This window comes from Mycobacterium sp., from assembly GCF_044223235.1.
GTDB lineage: Bacteria > Actinomycetota > Actinomycetes > Mycobacteriales > Mycobacteriaceae > Mycobacterium.
On sequence record NZ_JBGAME010000012.1, the window covers coordinates 62798 to 82901 of the forward strand.

Below are 20104 nucleotides of genomic sequence, written 5' to 3' on the forward strand. Positions count from 1 at the left end.
GGTCAGTCCTAGTCCGGTCCTAGTCCAGCGCGGCCCAGGATTCGATGATCTCCCGCGCGATGGATACCGATCCCGGCAGCAGCAAGCGCGACGGCGCGTCACCGCCGCCGCGGGCACCGCTGACCCGCGGCGTGTAATCCGCCGAACTCCAGTCACCCGCGGTGAGGGCGGCCCGAATCTCGGCGCGGGTGAACCACGCCGCCTCCGCGATCTCCCCGTCGTTGAACGAGAACGGCTGCTCGGGGTCGCCGAGCGCATGGAAGCCGACCATCAGCGAACGGGGAAACGGCCACGGCTGGCTGCCGAGGTAGCGGACGTCGGTCACGGTCAGCCCGATCTCCTCGGCGACCTCGCGGACCACGCAGGATTCGAAGGACTCCCCCGCCTCCACAAAGCCCGCCAGCAGGGAGAAGAGGCGCTGCGGCCACACCGTCTGCCGTGCCAGGACCGCGCGGTTGTGACCATCGTGGATCAGACAGATGACCGCAGGGTCGATGCGCGGGAACTCTTCGTGATTGTTGTCCGGGTTCAGCCTCGACCAACCCGCCTTGATCGGCTTCGTCGGCGCACCGTCGACCGGGCTGAACCGGGCATTGTCATGCCAGTTGAGCAGCGCCGCGGCGGTGGCGACCAGTTGGGCGCTGACGTCGTCGAACACCTCACCCGCCCGGCGCAGGTCCATCACCTCGCTGTCGGCGGCACCGGCGGCAGCGTCTTGGGGCACCTCCAGCACCGCACGCACCCCCCACACGTGCCTGCTGTCAGGCAACCGGCCGAGGAAGACCGCCTGATCGGGAGGTGCCGGTGCCAGTGCGGACGCGGCGCCGAGCACCACGCGACCGTTGGAAACCAGCACCTGATTGCGGGGGTCGATCCGCACCAGCAGCGCGTCACGCCACCCGGCGGTCGCCGCGTCGATGTCGGTGCGCAATGTGTCGGCCCGGTCGGCGCCGACCCTGGACAGCAGCGGCACCCGCCGCAGCTGGAAACCCGTCATCGTTCGGAGTCCGCGCTGCGGATGTAGAGCAGTCGGTCACCGAGTTCGAGGGAATCCACCGCGGCGTCGTCCACGCGCAGCAGGGTCCCGGCCCGGACCACGCCGAGCACGATGTCGGGCAGGTGCCGCGCCGACCCGCCCGCCTCCTTGGGGGTGACCTCGCGTTCGGCGATCGCGAATCCGGCATCGGGCGTCAACAGGTCTTCCATCATCTCGACGACGCTCGGGGTCTGAGTTGCGATACCCAGCAACCGTCCCGCGGTTTCGGAGGTCACCACCGTGGTGTCGGCGCCGGACTGCTTCAGAAGGTGCTGATTCTCGGCCTCCCGCACCGCGGCGATGATCTTGGCCTTCGGTGCAATCTCGCGCGCGGTGAGCGTGACCAGTACGGCGGTGTCGTCCCGATTGGCCGCAACCACGATCGCCTTGGCGTGCTGGGCGCTGGCCAGTCGCAACACCTCGGAGTCGGTCGCATTGCCGCGCACCGTCACCAGCCCGGCGCTCCTGGCCCGTTCCAGGGCCACCGGGTTCTCATCGACGACGACGATGTCTGCGGGGGCGACCTCGTCGCCGACCATCGCGGCAACCGCCGTCCTGCCCTTCGTGCCGTATCCGACGACGACGGTGTGGTTGCGCACTCTGCTCCTCCATCGCTGGATCTTCAACGCCTGGCGGGACTGGGTCGTCAGCGTCTCCACAGTGGTACCGATCAACACGATCAGGAAGGCCACCCGCAGCGGCGTGATCACCAGGACGTTGATCAGCCTGGCCTCAGGGGTGTACGGCGTGATGTCGCCGTATCCGGTGGTCGACAGCGAGACCGTCGCGTAGTACAGGCAGTCCAGGAACGACAGCGGGCTGTCCTGCACATCGCGGTAGCCGTCGCGATCCAGATACACGATGAGGACCGCGGCGAACAACGCCCCCAGCGCGTAGACAACCCTGCGCACGATCCGCTGACCGGGGCTGACGAACGGCTCGGGAATGCGCAGGATGTCGACAAGCGCCGAATCCGGCCGCGATGTCAGGTTCTCTTCGATGGCCGCGAGCCGGCTCCGCAGTCTGCCTTTAGCCATGATCGGCTGTCCGCCGGTTCACTTGCTGGGGCCGCACGCCACAATGAAATCATGACCAGTGCCCCATCCGTCGCTCAGCGGACCGGCAGTTCCACCCGCGCCTACCGCCTCGCCGCACTGCTTTTCGGAATCGGGACCATCCACTTCGTCGCGCCGAAGCCCGTCGATGCGATCGTTCCGCCGGAACTGCCTGGCAGCCCCCGCTTCTACACCTATGCGTCGGGTGCCGCCGAGTTCACCATTGGCGGCATGCTGCTCGCACCCCGCACCCGCAGGCTCGGCGCGCTCGCGGCGGCTGGGTTTTTCGTGTCGGTGTTCCCGGCCAACCTGCACATGGTGCGGATGTGCCGGGACAAGCCGTGGCCGATGAAGGTCGCCGCCCTGGCCCGGCTGCCGCTGCAGGTACCGCTGATCACCGAGGCGATCAAGGTGTACCGCACCTCCTGACCCGGGCGGCGGTCGGGCTGATGGGGCGAAAACCGTTGGCTGTCAATTCATTCGGTGTGCATCCGGCTGGCCCAGGGCGATCGTCTCAGCAGCATCGAGCGCCGCGCGCGACGTGTCCTTCAGCGACACCCCGGACCGGCCGAGCCTGCGCGCCCCCGCCACCAGGGCGCCCGCAATGCGGGCCGCGTCTCCGTAGCCGAGGCCGTCGGGCGGATGGATGTTGGAGATGCAGTTGCGGTCGGCGTCGGTCAATCCCGGCTGCGGCCGGTGCGTGAGGTAAATGCCGAGACTGTCCGCGACGGACAGCCCTGGTCGTTCGCCGATGATCACCAGCACCGTCGCCACGCCGAGCGCGGACCCGATGTGGTCGCCGAGGGCGACGCGGGCCTGGGTGGCGATGACAGGCGGGGCGATGCGGTAGCGGTCGCCCAACTCCGCGGCCAGCGCCCCGACGAGGCCATGCCCGTGCTCGATCAGTGCGCGCGGGGAGAGCCCGTCGGCCAGCACGAAGCCGATGTCGGCGCCGGTGTCGGGCAGAGCGGACAGGTCGAACGGGGTTCGGCCCAGATCGGGCCGCCGAAGGTATTCGCCGCGGTCGGCGGCGCGGCTTCGCACCGCCAGCGGCGTACCGAGCCCCAGCGTTTCGATGCGCTCGCTCAGGGCGTCCACGTCGAGCGGTATGTGTACCGCATCCCGCGCCGCCGCGTGTGCGGCCATGAATTCCAGGACGCGGGTCGAGGGCAGCGCGTTGCCGACCCGGCCCAGGCCGATGCGGGCCTGGGTGGTGCGGCGCAGCGGTGACCACACGTCGGCGGCGGGAGTGTCATCACGGGCGGTCATCGCGGTCCTCGGCTCTTCGCGCAAGCGCTCATCGCACAGCCGCCAGCTCGAGCAGCGGCGAGCCTGCCGGGTCGACGGGCAGGACCATGCCGTTCGCATCGGCCATTCCCAGGCGCGCCAGCCACGCCTCGAATTCCGGGGCGGGTCGCAGGTGCAGCGCCTGACGCACGTACAGGGCGTCGTGGAACGACAGGCTCTGATAGCCGAGCATGACGTCGTCGGCGCCGGGCACCGTGATGACGAACGCGACACCCGCGACACCCAGCAGGGTCAGCAGGGTGTCCATGTCGTCCTGGTCGGCCTCGGCGTGGTTGGTGTAGCAGACGTCCACCCCCATCGGCAGGCCCATCAGCTTGCCGCAGAAGTGATCCTCCAGCCCGGCGCGGATGATCTGCTTGCCGTCGTAGAGGTACTCCGGGCCGATGAACCCGACCACCGTGTTGACCAACAACGGCTGCAAGGCGCGCGCCACCGCATAGGCGCGCGTCTCCAGCGTCTGCTGGTCCACCGGCTTGCCGCCGACACCCAGGTGCGCACCGGCGGACAGCGCGGAGCCCTGCCCTGTCTCCAAGTACATGACGTTGTCGCCAACGCTGCCCCGCCCCAGCGACCTCGCAGCCGCGTTGGCCTCGGTCAGGATCGGCAGTGTGACACCGAAACTCGCGTTGGCGGCCTGGGTGCCTGCGATCGATTGGAACACCAGGTCGACAGGGGCGCCCTGCTCGACGAGGTCCATGGTGGTGGTCACGTGGGTGAGCACGCACGACTGCATCGGTATGTCGAAGCGCCTGCGGATGTCGTCGAGCAGGTGCAGCAGCTCCGAGGTCGCGTGCGGCGAGTCCGTGGCCGGGTTGATGCCGATCACCGCGTCCCCACAACCCATCAGCAGGCCGTCGAGGGTGGCGGCGGCGATGCCGCGCGGGTCGTCGGTGGGATGGTTGGGCTGCAGGCGGGTGGCCAGCGTTCCCGGTGTGCCGATGGTGGTGCGGAACGACGCCGTGACGGTGACGGCCTCCGCGACGGTGATCAGGTCCTGGTTGCGCATGATCTTGCTGACGGCGGCAACCATCTCGGGGGTGAGCCCCGGCGAAACGGCCGCCAGACGCGCGGCGGCGTCGGGTTGCGTCGTGACCTCGAGGAGCCAATCCCTGAGCCCGCCGACGCTCAAGTGCGAGACCGCCGAGAACGCCTGCCTGTCGTGGGTGTCGATGATCAGCCGGGTGACGTCGTCGGTCTCGTAGGGCACCACTTCCTCGGTGAGGAAGGTCGCCAGCGGCAGGTCGGCCAACGCCCAGGCCGCCGCCGCCCGTTCCTCGTCCGACTCGGCGGCGCAGCCGGCCAACTGATCGCCCGACCTCAGCGGGGTGGCCTTGGCCATCAGCTCCACCAGCCCGTCGAACTGGTAAGTGGTGCCGTGGATTTGGTGCTGATAGGTCATCGAAGGTCCTCTTCGGCGGCGGCCAGCGCAGCGAACTCCTCGTCGGGCGAGTTGGCCACCAGGCGATGCCTGCTGTAGAGGCCGAAGTACAGCATGAACAGGGCGAACACGACCAGGCAGCACGCGGCGGCGACGTAGTCGACCAGGAAGGTGGCGATGACCGCGAGGACGGCGATGACGAGCGCGAAGCCGGTGGTGGCCGTGCCGCCCGGCGTGCGGTAGGGCCGCGGCATCTGGGGTTCACGCCTGCGCAGCACGATGTGGCTGATCATCATCAGCACGTAACTCAGCGCCGCTCCGAACACCGCCATGTTCAACAGCAGCGCGCCCTTGCCCGTCAGTGACAGCGCGAAGCCGATCAGGCCGGGCACGATGAGCGCCAGCGTCGGCGCCTTGCGTGAGTTCGTCACCGACAGGACCGTCGGCAGATAGCCGGCGCGCGACAGCGCGAACAGCTGCCGCGAGTAGGCGTAGATGATCGAGAAGAAGCTGGCGATCAGTCCGGCCAGTCCGATGTAGTTGACCACCCGCGCCGCGGTGCCGTCACCGAGGGCTTCGACCAGAGGATTGCCCGACGTCGACATGGCTTCCGCGCCACCGGCACCGGTGGTCAGCACCAGAACGGTCGCGCAGGTGACCAGCAGGACCGCGATCGCGGCGATGATGCCGCGGGGAACGTTGCGTTCCGGATTGGCGGTCTCCTCGGCGGCGAGCGGCACACCTTCCACGGCAAGGAAGAACCAGATGGCGAACGGGATGGCCGCCCAGATGCCCAGATAGCCGTGCGGAAGCAACGCCGACGCGCCCGCCGCATCGCCCGGTGCGATATTGGTCAGATTGTCGACCTGGAAGAGGGGGACGGCCGCGACGGAGAAGACCACGAGCCCGACCAGCGCGATCGCGGTGATCACGAACATCACTTTCAGCGCTTCGCCGACGCCCGCCAGGTGGATCCCGATGAACAGCGCGTAGGCCGCCAGGTAGACCCACCAACCGTCGGTGATGCCGAACAACCCGAGCGACTCCACATAGGCGCCGATGAAGGTGGCGATGGCGGCAGGCGCGATCGCGTACTCGATGAGAATCGCGGTCCCCGTGGCGAATCCGCCCCATGGCCCGAGAGCGCGGCGGGCGAAGGTGTAGCCGCCTCCCGCTGCGGGCAGCGCCGAGGACAACTCGGCCATGCCGAGCACCAGCGCCAGATACATCGCGGCGATCACCACCGCGGCGATGGCGAGCCCACCGAAACCGCCCTCTCCGAGACCGAAGTTCCAGCCGGAGTAATCGCCCGATATCACGTAGCTGATACCGAGTCCGGCGAGCAACACCCACCCGGCGCTACCCTTCTTCAACTGCCGCTTCTGCAGATAGGCGTCGGACTCCAGGTGGGTATCGACGCCGTGGGCGTGCGTCACCCGGTGCTCGTTGGTACTCATATCAAGCTCCTTTAGATACAACGGATTTCGTGGAGGGCTACGCCCCGCGCCGCGGGGTGTGATCGCGGGGTGTTATCCGGGACACTAGAACCGGCTAGGTTGCAGCACCGTTGCTTCGATTTGAGTTAAACCGTTGCGGCACAACATAATACACGGACATAGGCAGCTACGTCCGAAATATGCTGCGCCACAGCTGGTTACCGGCGGTCGGGCTATTCAGTTACGCGGCGGCGGCGGCCGTTCGGCCGCGCCGAGGGGCACGACGTTGTCATCACCCCTCGCGTGACGAGCGGCGGCCGGACGTTGTCCGACATCCGCGACGCCTTCGTCGCTGGGGCGAAATCATGGAATCTGAGCCTTCGGCCTACCTTTAGAGCCATCATGGCGGGCGATCCGACGTTGATTCCTCCGTGACATGACCTCTAAAGGTTGCCGAACCAACCTTTAGTGCAGACAGACTAAGCCCCTTCACAGCCGTTTGTCCACCCTTTGTACGATCTGCGCCACCGAGGACGCCGATCACGCCGCGGATGCGCCGCCTGCGCTACGCCGCCGCCTCCACCAGCAGTGCGGTCAGGTCGTTGACGTCCGGCAACGTATCGGGACGGACCGTCCGTCCCGCGCGGACATAGTGGAATGCCGCCCGCACCGACCCAACCGGGCAGCCGCGCAGCTCGGCCCACGCCAGGCGGTACACCGCCAGCTGCACGGCGGCCTCCCGCAGCGCTTCGGCCGTATCCGGAGGCGCGCCGGTCTTCCAGTCCACAACCGTCCAGCCGCCGTCGCCATCGGCGAACACCGCATCGATACGCCCGCGCACCACGGTCTCGCCGATGACCATGTCGAACGGAATCTCGACCTCGGCCGGTGTGCGCGCCGCCCAGTGCGACACCATGAAGGCCGCCTGCAACTCGCCAAGGCTCTCCTCCAGTGCCCTGCCTGCTTCACCGTCGACCGCGCCGGGCAGGTCGTCGAGGTCGATGAGCACCTCAGCGTGGAAGTACCGCTGTACCCAGTCGTGAAATGCGGTTCCCAGCCGGGCATTCGGATCCGGACGCACGGGCAGGCGCCGATACAGCCGGCGCGCGGCGGCGGCCGGGGCTCGTCCGACGTCCACCAGCGCGCTCACCGACATCTGCCTGGGCAGCGGCGTGGGACGCGCCGCTGCGGACCGCTGACGTTCGGCCAGCAGGGCGTCGACGTCGGCTGCCCATCCCTCAGCATCGTTGACCTCGTCGAGCCCCCCGGACAAGGCCTCACCGACAAGGGCGGCACCCCTGTCGATATCGCCGCGCCGCGATCCGGCCGGATCGATCGGCCAGGACGCCTCCAGCACGGTGTTGCGCAGCGGGTTCGGGTCACCGTCGGCGGGCGGGGGTGCCCATTCGTCGATGCGGCCACACGGATCGCCCTGCACCGCCGACGCCTCGATGATCTCCTTGATCTCGCAGAGGAATTCCGACGGTCCCCGAGGCTTGGCCCCCGACTCACCCCAGTGGTGCCCGGAGAGCAGCAGGGTGCTCTGCGAGCGCGTGATCGCGACGTACAACAGTCGGCGTTCCTCGTCCACGCGCCGCTGCTCGAGGCGCTGCTTGTGGTCGTAGATCTTGTCCGACAGCTTCTTCCGGTCGGTGACGTCGGAGGTGTCGAGCACCGGCACTCCATGCCGGGATACCGTGGCCCGGTCGCCGCGCAACAGCGGCGGAAGGTCGGCGGCATCGGTCAACCAGGTGCGGGTCTGCGCCGTGGAGGGAAAGACCCGTCCGCTCAGGTGCGGTACCGCGACCACCTCCCACTCCAGACCCTTGGCGGCGTGCACGGTGAGGACCTGCACCCGATCCGGCGAGACGCCGACCTCGGCGGGTGCCAGACCGTTCTCCACCTCAACTGCCGCCGCCAAGAAAGCCAGCAGCCCCTCCACCGACGCTCCGGGCCTGGCCGCATAGTCGACGACCACATCGGACAGCGCATCGAGATGCTCGGTCCCCACCCACCCCGACGGCACGGGACGGGCCGCACGCGCCTCGGCGTCGATTCCCAGCACCCGGCGCACCTCGGCGACGAGATCGGCAAGCGGATAGCTCAGGTGCGCCCGCAGGGCGTTGAGCTCACGACCCAGTGCCACGATCCGGCGATGCCCGTCCGGCGAATATCGCGCGGCCTCGCCGGGGTCGCAGATCGCGTCGGCCAGGCAGGGCGTCTCGCGCTCCGGCACCCACCGGTCCCCGGGTCGCTCCCGGGTGTCGGGGCGCCCCGCAGGCACCTCGAGTTCGACGGCGCGACGCCACAGCGCCGCGACATCCGCCCCGCCCAGCCGCCAGCGCGGTCCGGTGAGGATCCGTATGGCCGCCGACCCGGCCGTCGGGTCGGCGACCATACGCAGCATCGCCACGACGTCGGCGACCTCGGGCACCGCGAGCAGGCCGGCCAGGCCGACCACCTCGACCGGCACCCCGCGGGCGGTCAGCGCCTGCGCGATCTGTGCGGCGTCGGCGTTGCGGCGGACCAGGACCGCCGCCGTCGGTACGGCGCGGCCCGCCGCACTTGCCTCCTGCCGCAGGTGGGCCAGGCGGTCCGCGATCCACTCCCGCTCGACGGCGATGTCGGATAGCAGCGCACACCGGATGCTGCCCGGCTCGGCATCGGGGCGCGGCCGCAGTGACCGCACCGCAACCGAGCGCCGTCGCGCCTCCGCCGATACGGCGTTGGCCAGGTGCAGCGCCCGTGGCGGGTTACGCCAGCTGGTGCGCAGTTCAAGCACAGGTGCGGGCGTGCCATCGGAGCGGGGAAAGTCGGTGCTGAACCGCGGCAGATTCGTTGCCGACGCACCCCGCCAGCCGTAGATCGACTGAATCGGGTCGCCGACGGCCGTCAGCGCCATACCGTCGTCGGCGCCCCCGCCGAACAGTGCCGACAGGGCGATCCGCTGGGCATGTCCGGTGTCCTGATATTCGTCGAGCAGCACCACCCGGTAGCGCTGGCGCAGCTGTTTGCCGACGGCGGGTGAACTCACCGCCAACCGCGCGGCCGCGGACATCTGCATGCCGAAGTCCATCACCTTGTCCGCGCGCATCCGCGCATGCAGCGCGTCGATCAGCGGGACGAGCTCGCTGCGCTCCGACTGGGTGGCCAACATGCGCAGCAGCCACTGGCTGGGTCCCCGGTCGCGCTGATAGGGACCCGCCGGCAGGGTGTGCACCAACCGCTCGAGCTCGACATGCGTGTCACGGAGCTGCTCGGTGCCGACCAGATGTTCGGCGAGCTGACCCGCCAGGCGTAACACCATCGCGGTGATCGCCGCGGGTGTCTTGTCGGTGTTCAGCGGTCCCGGATGCTCGCAGACGACGCGGAAGGCCAACTGCCACAACTCGGTTTCGCCCAGCAGCCGCGTATCGGGCTCCACTGGGAGCAGCAGACCGTGCTCACGCAGTAACGTCCCCGCGAATGCGTGGTAGGTGCCCACCGATGGGGACCCTGTGTCAGCCGCCGCTTCGGCGGGGAGCAGACCCGCCCCGTCAAGCCGGGCCAGCCGCGATCGGACCCGCCGCAACAGTTGCCCCGCGGCCTTGCGGGTGAACGTCAACCCGAGCACCTCCCCCGGCCGCGCATGGCCGTTGGCCACCAGCCAGACCACGCGCGCGGCCATCGTCTCCGTCTTACCCGCACCGGCGCCCGCGATCACGACCAGCGGACCGGGCGGTGCCGCGATGACGGCGGCCTGCTCGGGTGTGGGTGGGAAGAGCCCAAGGGCGGAGGCCAATTCGGCGGGACCGTAACGCTTCGTCACCGACGTTCACCCCCTGACGCCTGCGCCGGGCAACTCGAAGCCACCGGGCAGTGCGCGCATCCCTCGTTGATGCGTGCGGGGAAGCTCGGGCCCTGGGTGGCCGCCGCGGCCAGTCGCACCCGTTCACTCCACTCGGCGCGCGTGTCGCCGGTCAGCGCGTCCTGCTCACGCTCGGTGGCGCCTGCCGCCCCGATCTTGCCGAGGTAGACGAGGCGTCCACCGCCGGGCTGCTCCCCCTGTGCCAGTACACCTTCGGCGATGGCCAACTGATAGAAGGCGAGCTGGGCGTGACGCTGCGCGTCGTCCTTGGTGACCGGACTCTTGCCCGTCTTGATGTCGACGACCACCAGCCTGCCCTCGCTGTCACGTTCGAGGCGATCCACCCGGCCGCGGACCCGCACCGCGGGTGAGTCACCGTCGCCAGGGGCGACCGCACCGTCGACGTCGACCTCGGTGCCGACCTCGGTCAGTTCGTGGCGCGTGTCGGAGCGCCACTGCGCGAATGCCGCGAGCATCGCCCGGTGTCTGCGTAACTCGTTGTCCGAGTGCCACGGCGCGTCGAACGGCAGGTGTTCCCAGCAGGATTGCAGTTCGCCGTCCATCAGCTCGATGCCCGCTGCGGGGCCCGCGACCAGAGCGTGAACCAGCGACCCGATGGCCGAGCGCACGTCACGACCGTCGGTGCCGCCGTGGCGCTCGAGCAACCAGCGCAACGGGCAGTCGGTGAGTATCTGCAACGTGGACGGCGAGAGCGTGACGACACCGTCATCACCGTCATCACCGTCATCACCGCCGTCACTGCACCACAGCGGGTCGGCGCTGGAGACGGGGGCCATGCCGTACCACTGCCGGGGGTCGGCGCCGGGAACCCCGGCCGCGGCGAGCCGCGCCAATTGCGTTGCGGCGCATGCACGGGTGGCGTCATCCACCGTCTCACCCGGTGCGCAGACGACCCCCCGCAGGCGGCCGACGACAGCGGCGGCCGACAGCACCCGCGGCGCGCGGACGGGCTCGGCGGGGGCGGAATCGGTGCTCAGCGCCGCCAGCTCCACGCAGAACGGGGACGGCAACATCGATTGGTCGCCGGCGTCACTGTCCACCGCAGTGACCAGCAGGTCCGCACTGGTTCGGCCCATCGCCGCGAGCAACAGCCGCCGCTCCTCGGCCAGCAGGGGCGCCGTCGTCGACACCGTCTCATCGGCGGCGGCGACGCCGTCGAGGACGTCGACCAGGTGCTGGGTGGCCAGTACGCCGCCGCGCGGAATGGTATTGGGCCACAGTCCGTCCTGAAGTCCCGCGAGCGCCACGAACTCGAACTCCCGGCCAATCGCAGCGTGGACACTGAGCACCGCGACCGCGTCGACCGCGGGCCGCGCTTCACGCGTCGGGGCGGGCAACGTCAACGCCTCCACGTGGTCGATGAGGCCGCGCAGCGAGGCGCCCGCGGTGCGGTCCACATACTGGTCGGCGATGTCGAACAGCGTGGTCACCGCGTCGAGGTCGCGGTCGGCCTGCGCCCCTGCGGCGCCGCCCCGTTCGCTGCTGGCCAGCCAGCGCTGCTGGAGCCCGCAGGCATGCCACGCCTGCCACAGGGTATGGCGCGGGTCGTGCCCGGCGTCGGCCGACTTGCGCGCGGCGGCGAGCACGGCACGGACCCGCCGCAGCGGCCGGTCCAGGTCGGCCGCCAGGGCGCTCGGCGCACTGGCCAGCGCCTGGACGAGCGGGTCGGCCAACTCCCGGGGAGCCTGCGCGCCGTCGTCGGACAGGGCGTTCGAGCGCAACGCACGCCGCAACCGGCGCAACGTCACCGGATCGACCCGGCCGATCGGCCCGGTCAGGAGCAGTAGCGCCCGATCATCGTCGACACCCTCTGCCGTCGCCGCGAGCACAGCGAGCAGCGCACGCACCGCGGGCTGCTCGGCGGGAGGCGCGCCGGCGGCGGCCGGCTCGACCGGCACACCCGCGCCGGTCAAGGACCGCGCGAGCGCGGCTCCGACCCGGGACACGGAGCGGACGATCACCGCCATCCGCGACCAGGGCACACCGTCGACGAGATGGGCACGCCGCAGTGCGTCGGCGATGACCGCCGCCTCGGCGTGCGGTGTCGCGGCGATCTGGACCCGAACGGTTCCCGGCCGTCCTTCGACGCCCTGCAACTCGGGGCCCGCAGGCCCGGGCAACCGGCGCGCGATCCCGTTGATGGCGCGGGCCACCGCGGGCGGGCAGCGGTGCGATTCGGTGAGGGTGATCACCACCGCCCCGTCGGTGGGGCGAAGGAGCGCGGGATCGGCGCCGCGGTAACCGAATACCGCCTGGTTGGGATCACCGGCGATGACGGTCAGGTCGGTACCGCCCGCCAGCACCCGCACGAGCCGGGCCGCCTGGGGGTCGAGGTGCTGGGCGTCGTCGACGAGCAGCACCCTGATCCGGGCCCGTTCGGCCGCCAGCAGCTCGGGGTCGGCGCCGAAGGCCTCCAATGCCGCACCGACCAGTTCCGCGGCCCCGAGCGCAGGCACGGTGGCATTGGGTGCGGCCATGCCCACCGCGGCGCGCAACAGCATGATCTGCTCGTAGGCCTGGGCGAACTGGCCTGCCGCCAGCCATTCCTGGCGTCCGGATGTTCTGCCGAGGCGTTGCAGGGCAATCGGATCGATGCCGCGTTCGGTGCATCGGGCCATCAGGTCGCGAAGTTCGGCGGCAAACCCGGCGGTGAGCAGCGCCGGACGCAGCGCGGCCGGCCAGGCGACGGACGCGCTTTCACCGTCCTGCACGTCGCCGGCCAGCAGTTCGCGGATGATGCCGTCCTGCTCGGCGCCGGTGATCAGACGCGGGGGCGGCGCGCCGGTGCGAGACGCGGCGAGGCGTAACACCGCGAACGCGTAGGAGTGAACGGTGCGGACCAACGGTTCGCGCACCGCGCGCCTGCCGGTCGCCAACAGTTGCGTGGTGATGGCGGCGCGGGCCTCGGTGCCCAGCCGGGCCGAGCCGGTCAGCAGCAGAACGGATTCCGGCTGCACCCCGGACGCGATGTGCGCCGCGGCGACCCGGATCAGCAGCCCGGTCTTTCCGGTCCCTGCGCCGCCGACCACCCGCACGAGGCCACGGGCGCCGGGTTCGGTCAGTGCGGCGGCGTTCAGGTCGGTCTGTGGTGCGGACATGCCGGCATGACATCACGGGGGTCCGACAAGACAGCCCGGTGCATCTGCTGGCAGCATCGACGCGTGACCAGTGAAAGACAGCCATTGCATGTGCACCACTACGGTCCGGCGCGGGCCGCGCAGGTCCTGGCCATCCACGGTCTGACCGGCCACGGCCGGCGATGGGAAATACTGGCGACCCGATATCTTCCCGACGTTGCGATCGCCGCACCCGACCTGCTCGGCCACGGCCGTTCGTCGTGGGCGGCGCCGTGGACGATCGATGCCAACGTGGCGGCCCTCGGCGCACTGAACGCCGACTTGGACGCCCCGGCGCTGGTCGTCGCGCACTCCTTCGGCGCAGCCATTGCGCTGAATCTCGCGGCGGCCAGGCCGGATCTGGTGTCCGGGCTGGTGCTGCTCGATCCGGCCGTCGGGCTGGACGGCGCCTGGATGCGCGACGTCGCCGACAGCATGCTGGCATCGCCGGACTACACCGATCGCGCCGAGGCCCGCACCGCCAAGTCGTCGGGCTCCTGGGGGGATGTCGACCCGGAACAGCTGGACCGCGAACTCGATGAGCATCTGGTCGAGCTACCCGGCGGGCGCTGTGGGTGGCGCATCAGCATTCCCGCGATGACGTCGTACTGGAGTGAGCTGGCCCGGCCGACCGTCCTGCCGCCCAAGGGGATACCGACCACACTGGTGCGCGCGACGCGGACCGATCCGCCGTACGTGTCACCGGAGTTGATCTCGGGGCTGACGTCGCGGCTCGGGGCCGATTTCACGCTGCTGGACTGGGACTGCGACCACATGGTGCCCCAGGCGTTGCCGCAGCAGACGGCCGAACTTCTTCGCGACCGGCTTGCGGGGAGTTGAGCCGATGGCGGCGGTGACCGACGAGCAGGTGGAGACCGTCCGCACCCTGGTGGCGTCGATCCCGCGGGGACGGGTGGCGACCTACGGCGACATCGCCGACGCCGCAGGCCTTTCCAGCCCCCGCATCGTCGGCTGGATCATGCGCACCGATTCGTCCGACCTGCCGTGGCACCGGGTCATCACGGCCTCCGGCCGGCCGGCATCGCATCTTTCCACGCGGCAGTTGGCGTTGCTGCGGGCCGAGGGCGTGCTGGCGGTCGACGGCCGGGTCCGCCTAGCCGAGGTGCGGCACACGTTCTGACGCGCCCCTCGAAATGACGTCACGACGGTCCCTGAACGCGAATGCGCGATATGCCAACGCGCTTGACTGGTCCGAACTGAAAGCCACAACGGTGCTCGCGCCTACAGCGCCAGACGCACCAGCGCGGCCGTGCGCGCCAGGCCGGGGAAGGCCGCCGCGGTGGAGCGGGGATGCAACGCATGGACGGCCAGCCGGAACATCAACGCGCGCAACAACATCTGCGGCCACTCCGGCAGCGACCCCCACCGCTCGATCAGGCCGTCGTCGGCCTCACCCCATGACAGCGCGTCCACCACGACGACACCCGCGGCCCAGGGCGTGGGCCGCCAGTACGGGGTGATGTCAGTGATCCCCGGCGCAGCGGCGCCGGCGAAGAGCACGGTGCCGTACAGGTCGCCGTGGACGAGTTGGCTTGGACTGCGCGTCGCGCGCCGCAACCCGGCGAGCTGGTTGATCAGCTCGACCGACCGCTGCCCGTCCGCCGAGCCGGGCGACACTCGCGCTCCCGGCGGCAGTGATTGCAGCGGCCGGTCTTCCCAGGCCGCGCGATCGGCGGCGATGAACACGTCGACGTCACCCCATGGTGCGACCGGCGGCTGCGTGAGGAACCTGGGCCGCTCGAGTTTGGCCGTCGCTTCGTGCAGCCGCACCGCCGCCGAGACGACCTCGTCATGGCGCGGCTCGGGGCTGCCCGCCACGAAAGTGTCGGCGCGCCAGCCTGCGACCACGTAGCGGCCGTCGCTCGAGCGCACCGGTCGTGCCAGCCGCACGCCGTCGACGAACAGGGTTTCACGGACCTTCGCCGACCACGCGGCCCTGGCATGGTCGGCGACCATCGACAGCACCACCTCGCCGCAGCGCCAGCCGCCCTCCCAACTCGAACCGAGCGGCACGGGGCGGACGCCGACAAGTCCGAACGCCGCCAACACATGTTCCGGCGGCCGCTCCACAGTCACAGGGGTCAGGCTACCGGCGACGAAGCCGCAGGTCGGTGCGTCGCGCAGCTGTGTCGCGTTGGATCAGTACATCACCATGTCGGGTTCGAGCTGCTTGGCCCAGGCCACGATGCCGCCCTGCAGGTGCATGGCATCGGAGAAGCCGGCCTTCTTCACCGAGGCCAAGGCCTCGGCCGAACGCACACCGGTCTTGCAGTACAGCACCGCCGTGCGGTCATGCGGCAGCCTGGCCAGCCCGGCGCCAGAATCGATCGTCGACTTCGGGATCAGTTCGGCACCCTCGATGCGGTTGATGTCCCACTCGACGGGCTCGCGCACATCGATCAACGCGAGCGCCCTCCCGGAGTCGAGCAGTTCACGCAGTTCCCTCGGGGTGACGGTGGCGTCGGCGGCCGCCTCCATGGCCGCATCCGACACCACGCCGCAGAACGCGTCGTAGTCGATCAGTTCGGTGATCTTGGGCGTCGACGGATCCTTGCGGATCTTGATGGTGCGGTAGGTCATGTCGAGTGCGTCGTAGACCATCAGCCTGCCCAGCAGCGGATCACCGATCCCGGTGATCAGCTTGATGGCCTCGGTGCCCATGACCGCGGCGATCGAGGCACACAGAATCCCAAGCACCCCGCCCTCGGCGCAGGACGGAACCATCCCCGGCGGGGGTGGTTCCGGGTAGAGGTCGCGGTAGTTCAGGCCGCGCTTCTGACCGTCGGGCCCGTCGGGTGCGTCTTCCCAGAACACCGACACCTGGCCCTCGAAACGGTAGATCGAACCCCACACGTACGGCTTGTGCGCCAGCACCGCGGCGTCGTTGACCAGGTAGCGGGTGGCGAAGTTGTCGGTGCCGTCGAGGATCAGGTCGTACTGTTCGAACAGTTCGACGGCATTGTCGGTTTCCAGCCGCAGCTCATGCAGCACAACGTCGACCAGCGGGTTGATCTCGAGAATCGAATCGCGCGCGCTCTGCGCCTTGGACCGGCCGATGTCGGACTGGCCGTGGATGATCTGACGCTGCAGGTTGGATTCGTCGACAACGTCGAATTCAACGATGCCGATCGTCCCGACGCCGGCTGCCGCCAGATACAACAGCGTCGGCGAGCCGAGCCCACCCGCACCGATGACCAGCACTCTGGCGTTCTTCAGGCGCTTCTGGCCGTCGACGCCGAGGTCGGGAATGATCAAGTGACGGCTGTAGCGCGCGACCTCCTCGCGTGTCAGCTCGGCCGCAGGCTCCACCAGCGGTGGGAGTGACCCCGACAGATTCCCGGACACGGTATGTCTCCTCGAAACTCAGCGGAACCGGTTCGCGCGAGCACGCACCCGATGCCTACCCACGCTTACCCAGAATAGGCACCCCACACAACACGCGTGACCGCGTCAGTCTTCCCGAGCCGGCTTCAGGCGATCGGATACGGCCACGGGTTGAACCGGCAGGTCTTGCCGTCGGCACTGACGGTGCCAGGGTCGAACTTGGCGGCGTCGTCATTGCTCGTCGAAAACGTCTGCTGCATCATGATCGGCGCCAGCGCCCCGTTCTCCGGGCACTGCTCGTGCCGCTGGTAGCCGATGGCGTGCCCGACCTCGTGATTGATCAGATACTGGCGGTAGGATCCGACGTCCCCTTGGAATGGCACCGCACCGCGCACCCAGCGCGCCTCGTTGACGAACACCCGTGGCTGCCCGTCGGTGTAGGCAGGGTTGTAGCAGGACGCCTCGAGCTGGATGTCGTAGCCGCAGCCGCCGCGGATCGTCATCGGCGAGGTCAGCGACACCCGGAAATCGGGTGGCTCGGGAGAGGTCGCATCGACGCGGGTGAACGCGAATTGGGGATTGTGCGTCCAGCTCTTCGGATTGGCCAGCGTCTCGCTGACCATCCTGGCGAAGCCGTCGTCGCCCCCGAACGACGTGGTGTCGAGGCCGTCCTCGACCTCGACGGTGTAGGTGAACGACTTGACGGTGCCCTCGCCCACCTTCGGCGTGGCGCCGGGCACGATGTGCCAGAGTCCGGTGCCCGCCTCGGTGAACGGTCCGCCGTCGGGAAGGATGCCCGTCGGCAGATTGGCGTCGAACTGTGTCAGTCCCTTGGGCGGCGCACCAATGATCGCCGTGCTGGCGGCGCCGATGGTGGGCGGACCTTGTACGGGGCCCTCCTCCTCGGCGGCGGTCGGCGGCGCACTGGTTCCGGTGACGGTCTGGTATAGGACGATCGCGGTCACCACCGCGAGGACTGGCACCGCGTACGCGCGCCAGCCGTAGGTGGAGATGAAGCGGCCGAGCCAGGTCTGCTTGCGCCACCGGCGGCGGTCGTCACGGTTGGACCGGGCCCGGCCCGACTCCGCGGTAAGCGGGTCGCGCTGAGCACGCAGCGGCTCCCGCCACTCGTTGCGCAGCACTGGCGCACGCCCGCCCCCGCCGCGCCCCGAGTCGTCCGTCACCGGAACAGGATGGCACAGACCAGCCCACTTCCTCCTCCGGCACGCCACCCCGGGCCCCCCGCCCGGCGGCCTGCGACCAACGTCGGCTAACTGCCGGTGGCGGTCCCGCAGCGCATCCGCAACGGTCGGTAGTAGTGTCGTTGCGACGGGCGAGTTGAGTGGATCTGGACGTGCGCGGTCCGGCGCGGACGGGCCCACAACCGCCGCAGCCATCGAGATTGAGGACGTGATGAGCGATCTCGCCAATGCCGCCGAGAGGAGAGGCCAGCGGGCCGCCGGCAAGGGCACCCCGGCCGCCGCCTCAGGCGGAGGCCGGCGGGGCAACCGGTTGCCGCGCGACGAGCGCCGCGGCCAACTGCTCGCCGCCGCCAGCGAGGTATTCGTCGATCGCGGCTACCACGCCGCGGGGATGGACGAGATCGCCGAACGCGCGGGTGTGAGCAAACCCGTTCTCTATCAACACTTTTCGTCGAAACTCGAGTTGTATCTCGCGGTGCTGCAGCGCCACGTCGACAACCTCGTGTCGGGTGTGCGCCAAGCGTTGCGCACCACCACCGACAACCGGCAACGGCTGCGTGCGGCGGTACTTGCCTTCTTCGACTTCATCGAGCACGACGGCCAGGGCTACCGGCTGATCTTCGAGAACGACTACGTGACGGAACCGCAGGTGTCCGCACAGGTCAAAGTCGCCACCGAGGCATGTACCGACGCGGTGTTCGATCTGATCAGCCGCGACTCCGGGCTTGAGGCGCACCGGGCGCGGATGATCGCGGTCGGGTTGGTGGGCATCAGCGTCGACTGCGCGCGCTACTGGCTGGACAATGACCGCCCCATTTCGAAGGATGCGGCGGTGGAAGGCACCGTGCAGTTCGCCTGGGGCGGCCTGTCACACGTCCCGCTTACCCGGTCTTAGCCGAGTCCGCACCGACTCCGAAGCCGACCCTGCGCACATCGGCGGCGCCGATCTCGACGTAGGCGATCCTGGTGTTCTGCACGAGGAACCTTCTGCCCTTGTCATCGGTCAGGGCCAGCACGCCGGATTCCTTGCCGAGCGCGTCGGTGACCAGCTTCTCCACTTCGCTCGGCGTCTGCGCGCTGTTGAAGCTCAACTCACGCGGGCTGTCCGTGACACCGATTTTGACCTCCACGGTTGACCCTTTCTCGCGGTCTTCTCAGGCTGGCTCCCTGCCCGTCCCTCACAGCAGGCTAGTGGACGGAAGTCCCCGCTCGGCACGGTGGTGCGGCGCCGGCCGTCACTTCGGCGACGGTCGGGCATGCCCGTCGCGGCGCATGCCTGGATGCCGGCTCGGGGCATTTCGCTCCGCATGGCTCGCTGAATACGCGCCCTCGACCCAACCGAGTCCGGACCGTAACCGACACACCCCACACCGAACCTCATCCGTCACTTTTGTACCGATAGCATCAGGTCCGCCAGTCAACGAGACGATCGCGATAGCAGGGGAACAGCCCACATGAGCAGGCCTTATTCGCCACAATCGCCGCATTCGTCGACGCGGACGGAGCGCCTGACCGACCACGCCGACCGAGCCGCCGCTGACCACGATCCCTACGGCAACCGCCCCCGCTACGGCCAGGGATACGAGGACTACGACTCGTATCGGGGCGGCGTGCCCCACCACGAGTACAAGAACGAGTACAAGAACGAGTACAAGAACGGCTACAGGAACGACGACAACAACCACGAGGACTTCGAGGACTTCGAGGACTACGAGGACTACGAGGACTACGAGGCCGCGCCGATCGATCGCCGGTGGATGTGGATAGCCGGTGTCGCGGGCGCGATCCTGCTCGTCGCGGTCATCTGCACCGTCGTGATCCTGGGCGGCGGGGACAGCGGGTCGGTCTCGGCGACGGTCAGCCCTGCGCAGCCACGGACGAGCCAGCCTGCCACGACCGTCCCGTCGGATGCGTTGCCGTCGACGGCGCCACCGCGCGGTTCCCTCTCACCCGTGCCCGCGCTGCCGCCGGAGACGGTGACCACCGTGACGCCGTCACCGTCAGCGAGTGCGGAGCCCCTGCCGCAACCCGCTCCGCCGCCCGCGGCAGCGCCTGCCCCGCCGGCCGCCGAGCCCGTGCCTGCGCCGGATCCGAGGACGGTCACCTACACCGTGACCGGAAATCGCCAGCTGATCGACCTGGTGACCGTGATCTACACCGATCAGCGGGGTGCGCTGCAGACCGATGTCAACGTGGCGCTGCCGTGGAGCAAGACCCTGGTTCTGGACCCCGGCGTGCAGCTGACCTCGGTCACCGCGACCAGCATGGGCGGTCAGCTCAACTGCGCGATCACCGATGCCGCGGGGGCGACGATCGTCGCCCAGAACAACAGCACGATCATCACGACCTGCACGAACTGA

General features: G+C 69.4%; 16 protein-coding genes. 5 read left to right on the forward strand and 11 right to left on the reverse strand.

Annotated features, from left to right (window positions below; genetic code table 11):
* Positions 1-19: 19 nt before the first annotated feature.
* Both nudC and ADBZ6K_RS15905 read right to left on the reverse strand, forming a co-directional pair.
* On the reverse strand, positions 20-997 hold the full coding sequence (nudC, locus tag ADBZ6K_RS15900; RefSeq protein ID WP_526348330.1) for an NAD(+) diphosphatase: 978 nt from the start codon (positions 995-997) through the stop codon (positions 20-22).
* Positions 994-2073 carry a potassium channel family protein gene (locus ADBZ6K_RS15905; RefSeq protein ID WP_526348332.1) on the reverse strand — a complete coding sequence of 360 codons (1080 nt, stop codon included), beginning with the start codon at positions 2071-2073 and terminating at the stop codon, positions 994-996. Before ADBZ6K_RS15905 ends, nudC begins: the two co-directional genes overlap by 4 nt.
* 51 nt (positions 2074-2124) lie before the next feature.
* Here ADBZ6K_RS15905 and ADBZ6K_RS15910 point away from each other — a divergent pair, with 51 nt between their 5' ends.
* Entirely contained in the window at positions 2125-2520 is a 396-nt protein-coding gene (locus ADBZ6K_RS15910) for a DoxX-related protein (RefSeq protein ID WP_526348334.1), read from the forward strand.
* Positions 2521-2562: 42 nt separating this feature from the next.
* On the opposite strand, the gene eutC is transcribed toward ADBZ6K_RS15910, so the two are convergent.
* From eutC to ADBZ6K_RS15935, 5 genes are all read right to left on the reverse strand, one after another.
* Entirely contained in the window at positions 2563-3360 is a 798-nt protein-coding gene (gene eutC, locus ADBZ6K_RS15915; protein WP_526348336.1) for an ethanolamine ammonia-lyase subunit EutC, read from the reverse strand.
* 28 nt (positions 3361-3388) lie between these two features.
* A complete protein-coding gene (locus ADBZ6K_RS15920) occupies positions 3389-4798 on the reverse strand; it encodes an ethanolamine ammonia-lyase subunit EutB (RefSeq protein ID WP_526348338.1) in 1410 nt (469 codons plus the stop codon).
* The gene (gene eat, locus ADBZ6K_RS15925) at positions 4795-6234 is read right to left on the reverse strand and encodes an ethanolamine permease (RefSeq protein ID WP_526348340.1); all 1440 of its coding nucleotides are present in this window, start codon (positions 6232-6234) and stop codon (positions 4795-4797) included. The genes ADBZ6K_RS15920 and eat overlap by 4 nt, the downstream gene beginning before the upstream one ends.
* A gap of 544 nt (positions 6235-6778) precedes the next feature.
* Positions 6779-10021 (reverse strand): ATP-dependent helicase, encoded by a 3243-nt coding sequence (locus ADBZ6K_RS15930; RefSeq protein ID WP_526348342.1) that lies wholly within the window; start codon positions 10019-10021, stop codon positions 6779-6781.
* On the reverse strand, positions 10018-13179 hold the full coding sequence (locus tag ADBZ6K_RS15935; protein WP_526348344.1) for an ATP-dependent helicase: 3162 nt from the start codon (positions 13177-13179) through the stop codon (positions 10018-10020). Before ADBZ6K_RS15935 ends, ADBZ6K_RS15930 begins: the two co-directional genes overlap by 4 nt.
* A gap of 6 nt (positions 13180-13185) precedes the next feature.
* Between ADBZ6K_RS15935 and ADBZ6K_RS15940 the strand changes: the two genes are divergently transcribed.
* Positions 13186-14037, forward strand: coding sequence for an alpha/beta fold hydrolase (locus ADBZ6K_RS15940; protein ID WP_526348346.1), 852 nt, complete (start codon positions 13186-13188; stop codon positions 14035-14037).
* A gap of 4 nt (positions 14038-14041) precedes the next feature.
* On the forward strand, positions 14042-14338 hold the full coding sequence (locus ADBZ6K_RS15945; RefSeq protein ID WP_526348348.1) for an MGMT family protein: 297 nt from the start codon (positions 14042-14044) through the stop codon (positions 14336-14338).
* Positions 14339-14439: 101 nt separating this feature from the next.
* On the opposite strand, the gene ADBZ6K_RS15950 is transcribed toward ADBZ6K_RS15945, so the two are convergent.
* The 3 genes from ADBZ6K_RS15950 to ADBZ6K_RS15960 form a co-directional block, all read right to left on the reverse strand.
* The gene (locus ADBZ6K_RS15950) at positions 14440-15294 is read right to left on the reverse strand and encodes a TIGR02569 family protein (RefSeq protein WP_526348350.1); all 855 of its coding nucleotides are present in this window, start codon (positions 15292-15294) and stop codon (positions 14440-14442) included.
* Between the two features lie 63 nt (positions 15295-15357).
* Positions 15358-16551, reverse strand: coding sequence for an adenylyltransferase/sulfurtransferase MoeZ (gene moeZ, locus ADBZ6K_RS15955; protein ID WP_526348458.1), 1194 nt, complete (start codon positions 16549-16551; stop codon positions 15358-15360).
* A 137-nt stretch (positions 16552-16688) separates the two neighbouring features.
* Complete coding sequence (locus tag ADBZ6K_RS15960; RefSeq protein ID WP_526348352.1) at positions 16689-17726, reverse strand: DUF3152 domain-containing protein; 1038 nt, start codon at positions 17724-17726, stop codon at positions 16689-16691.
* A 229-nt stretch (positions 17727-17955) separates the two neighbouring features.
* Between ADBZ6K_RS15960 and fasR the strand changes: the two genes are divergently transcribed.
* On the forward strand, positions 17956-18639 hold the full coding sequence (gene fasR / locus ADBZ6K_RS15965; RefSeq protein WP_526348354.1) for an HTH-type transcriptional activator FasR: 684 nt from the start codon (positions 17956-17958) through the stop codon (positions 18637-18639).
* Here the strand turns inward: fasR and ADBZ6K_RS15970 are convergent.
* A complete protein-coding gene (locus ADBZ6K_RS15970) occupies positions 18626-18874 on the reverse strand; it encodes a DUF3107 family protein (protein ID WP_526348356.1) in 249 nt (82 codons plus the stop codon). The two genes, fasR and ADBZ6K_RS15970, sit on opposite strands and share 14 nt — an antisense overlap.
* 324 nt (positions 18875-19198) lie before the next feature.
* Between ADBZ6K_RS15970 and ADBZ6K_RS15975 the strand changes: the two genes are divergently transcribed.
* Positions 19199-20104 (forward strand): hypothetical protein, encoded by a 906-nt coding sequence (locus ADBZ6K_RS15975; protein ID WP_526348358.1) that lies wholly within the window; start codon positions 19199-19201, stop codon positions 20102-20104.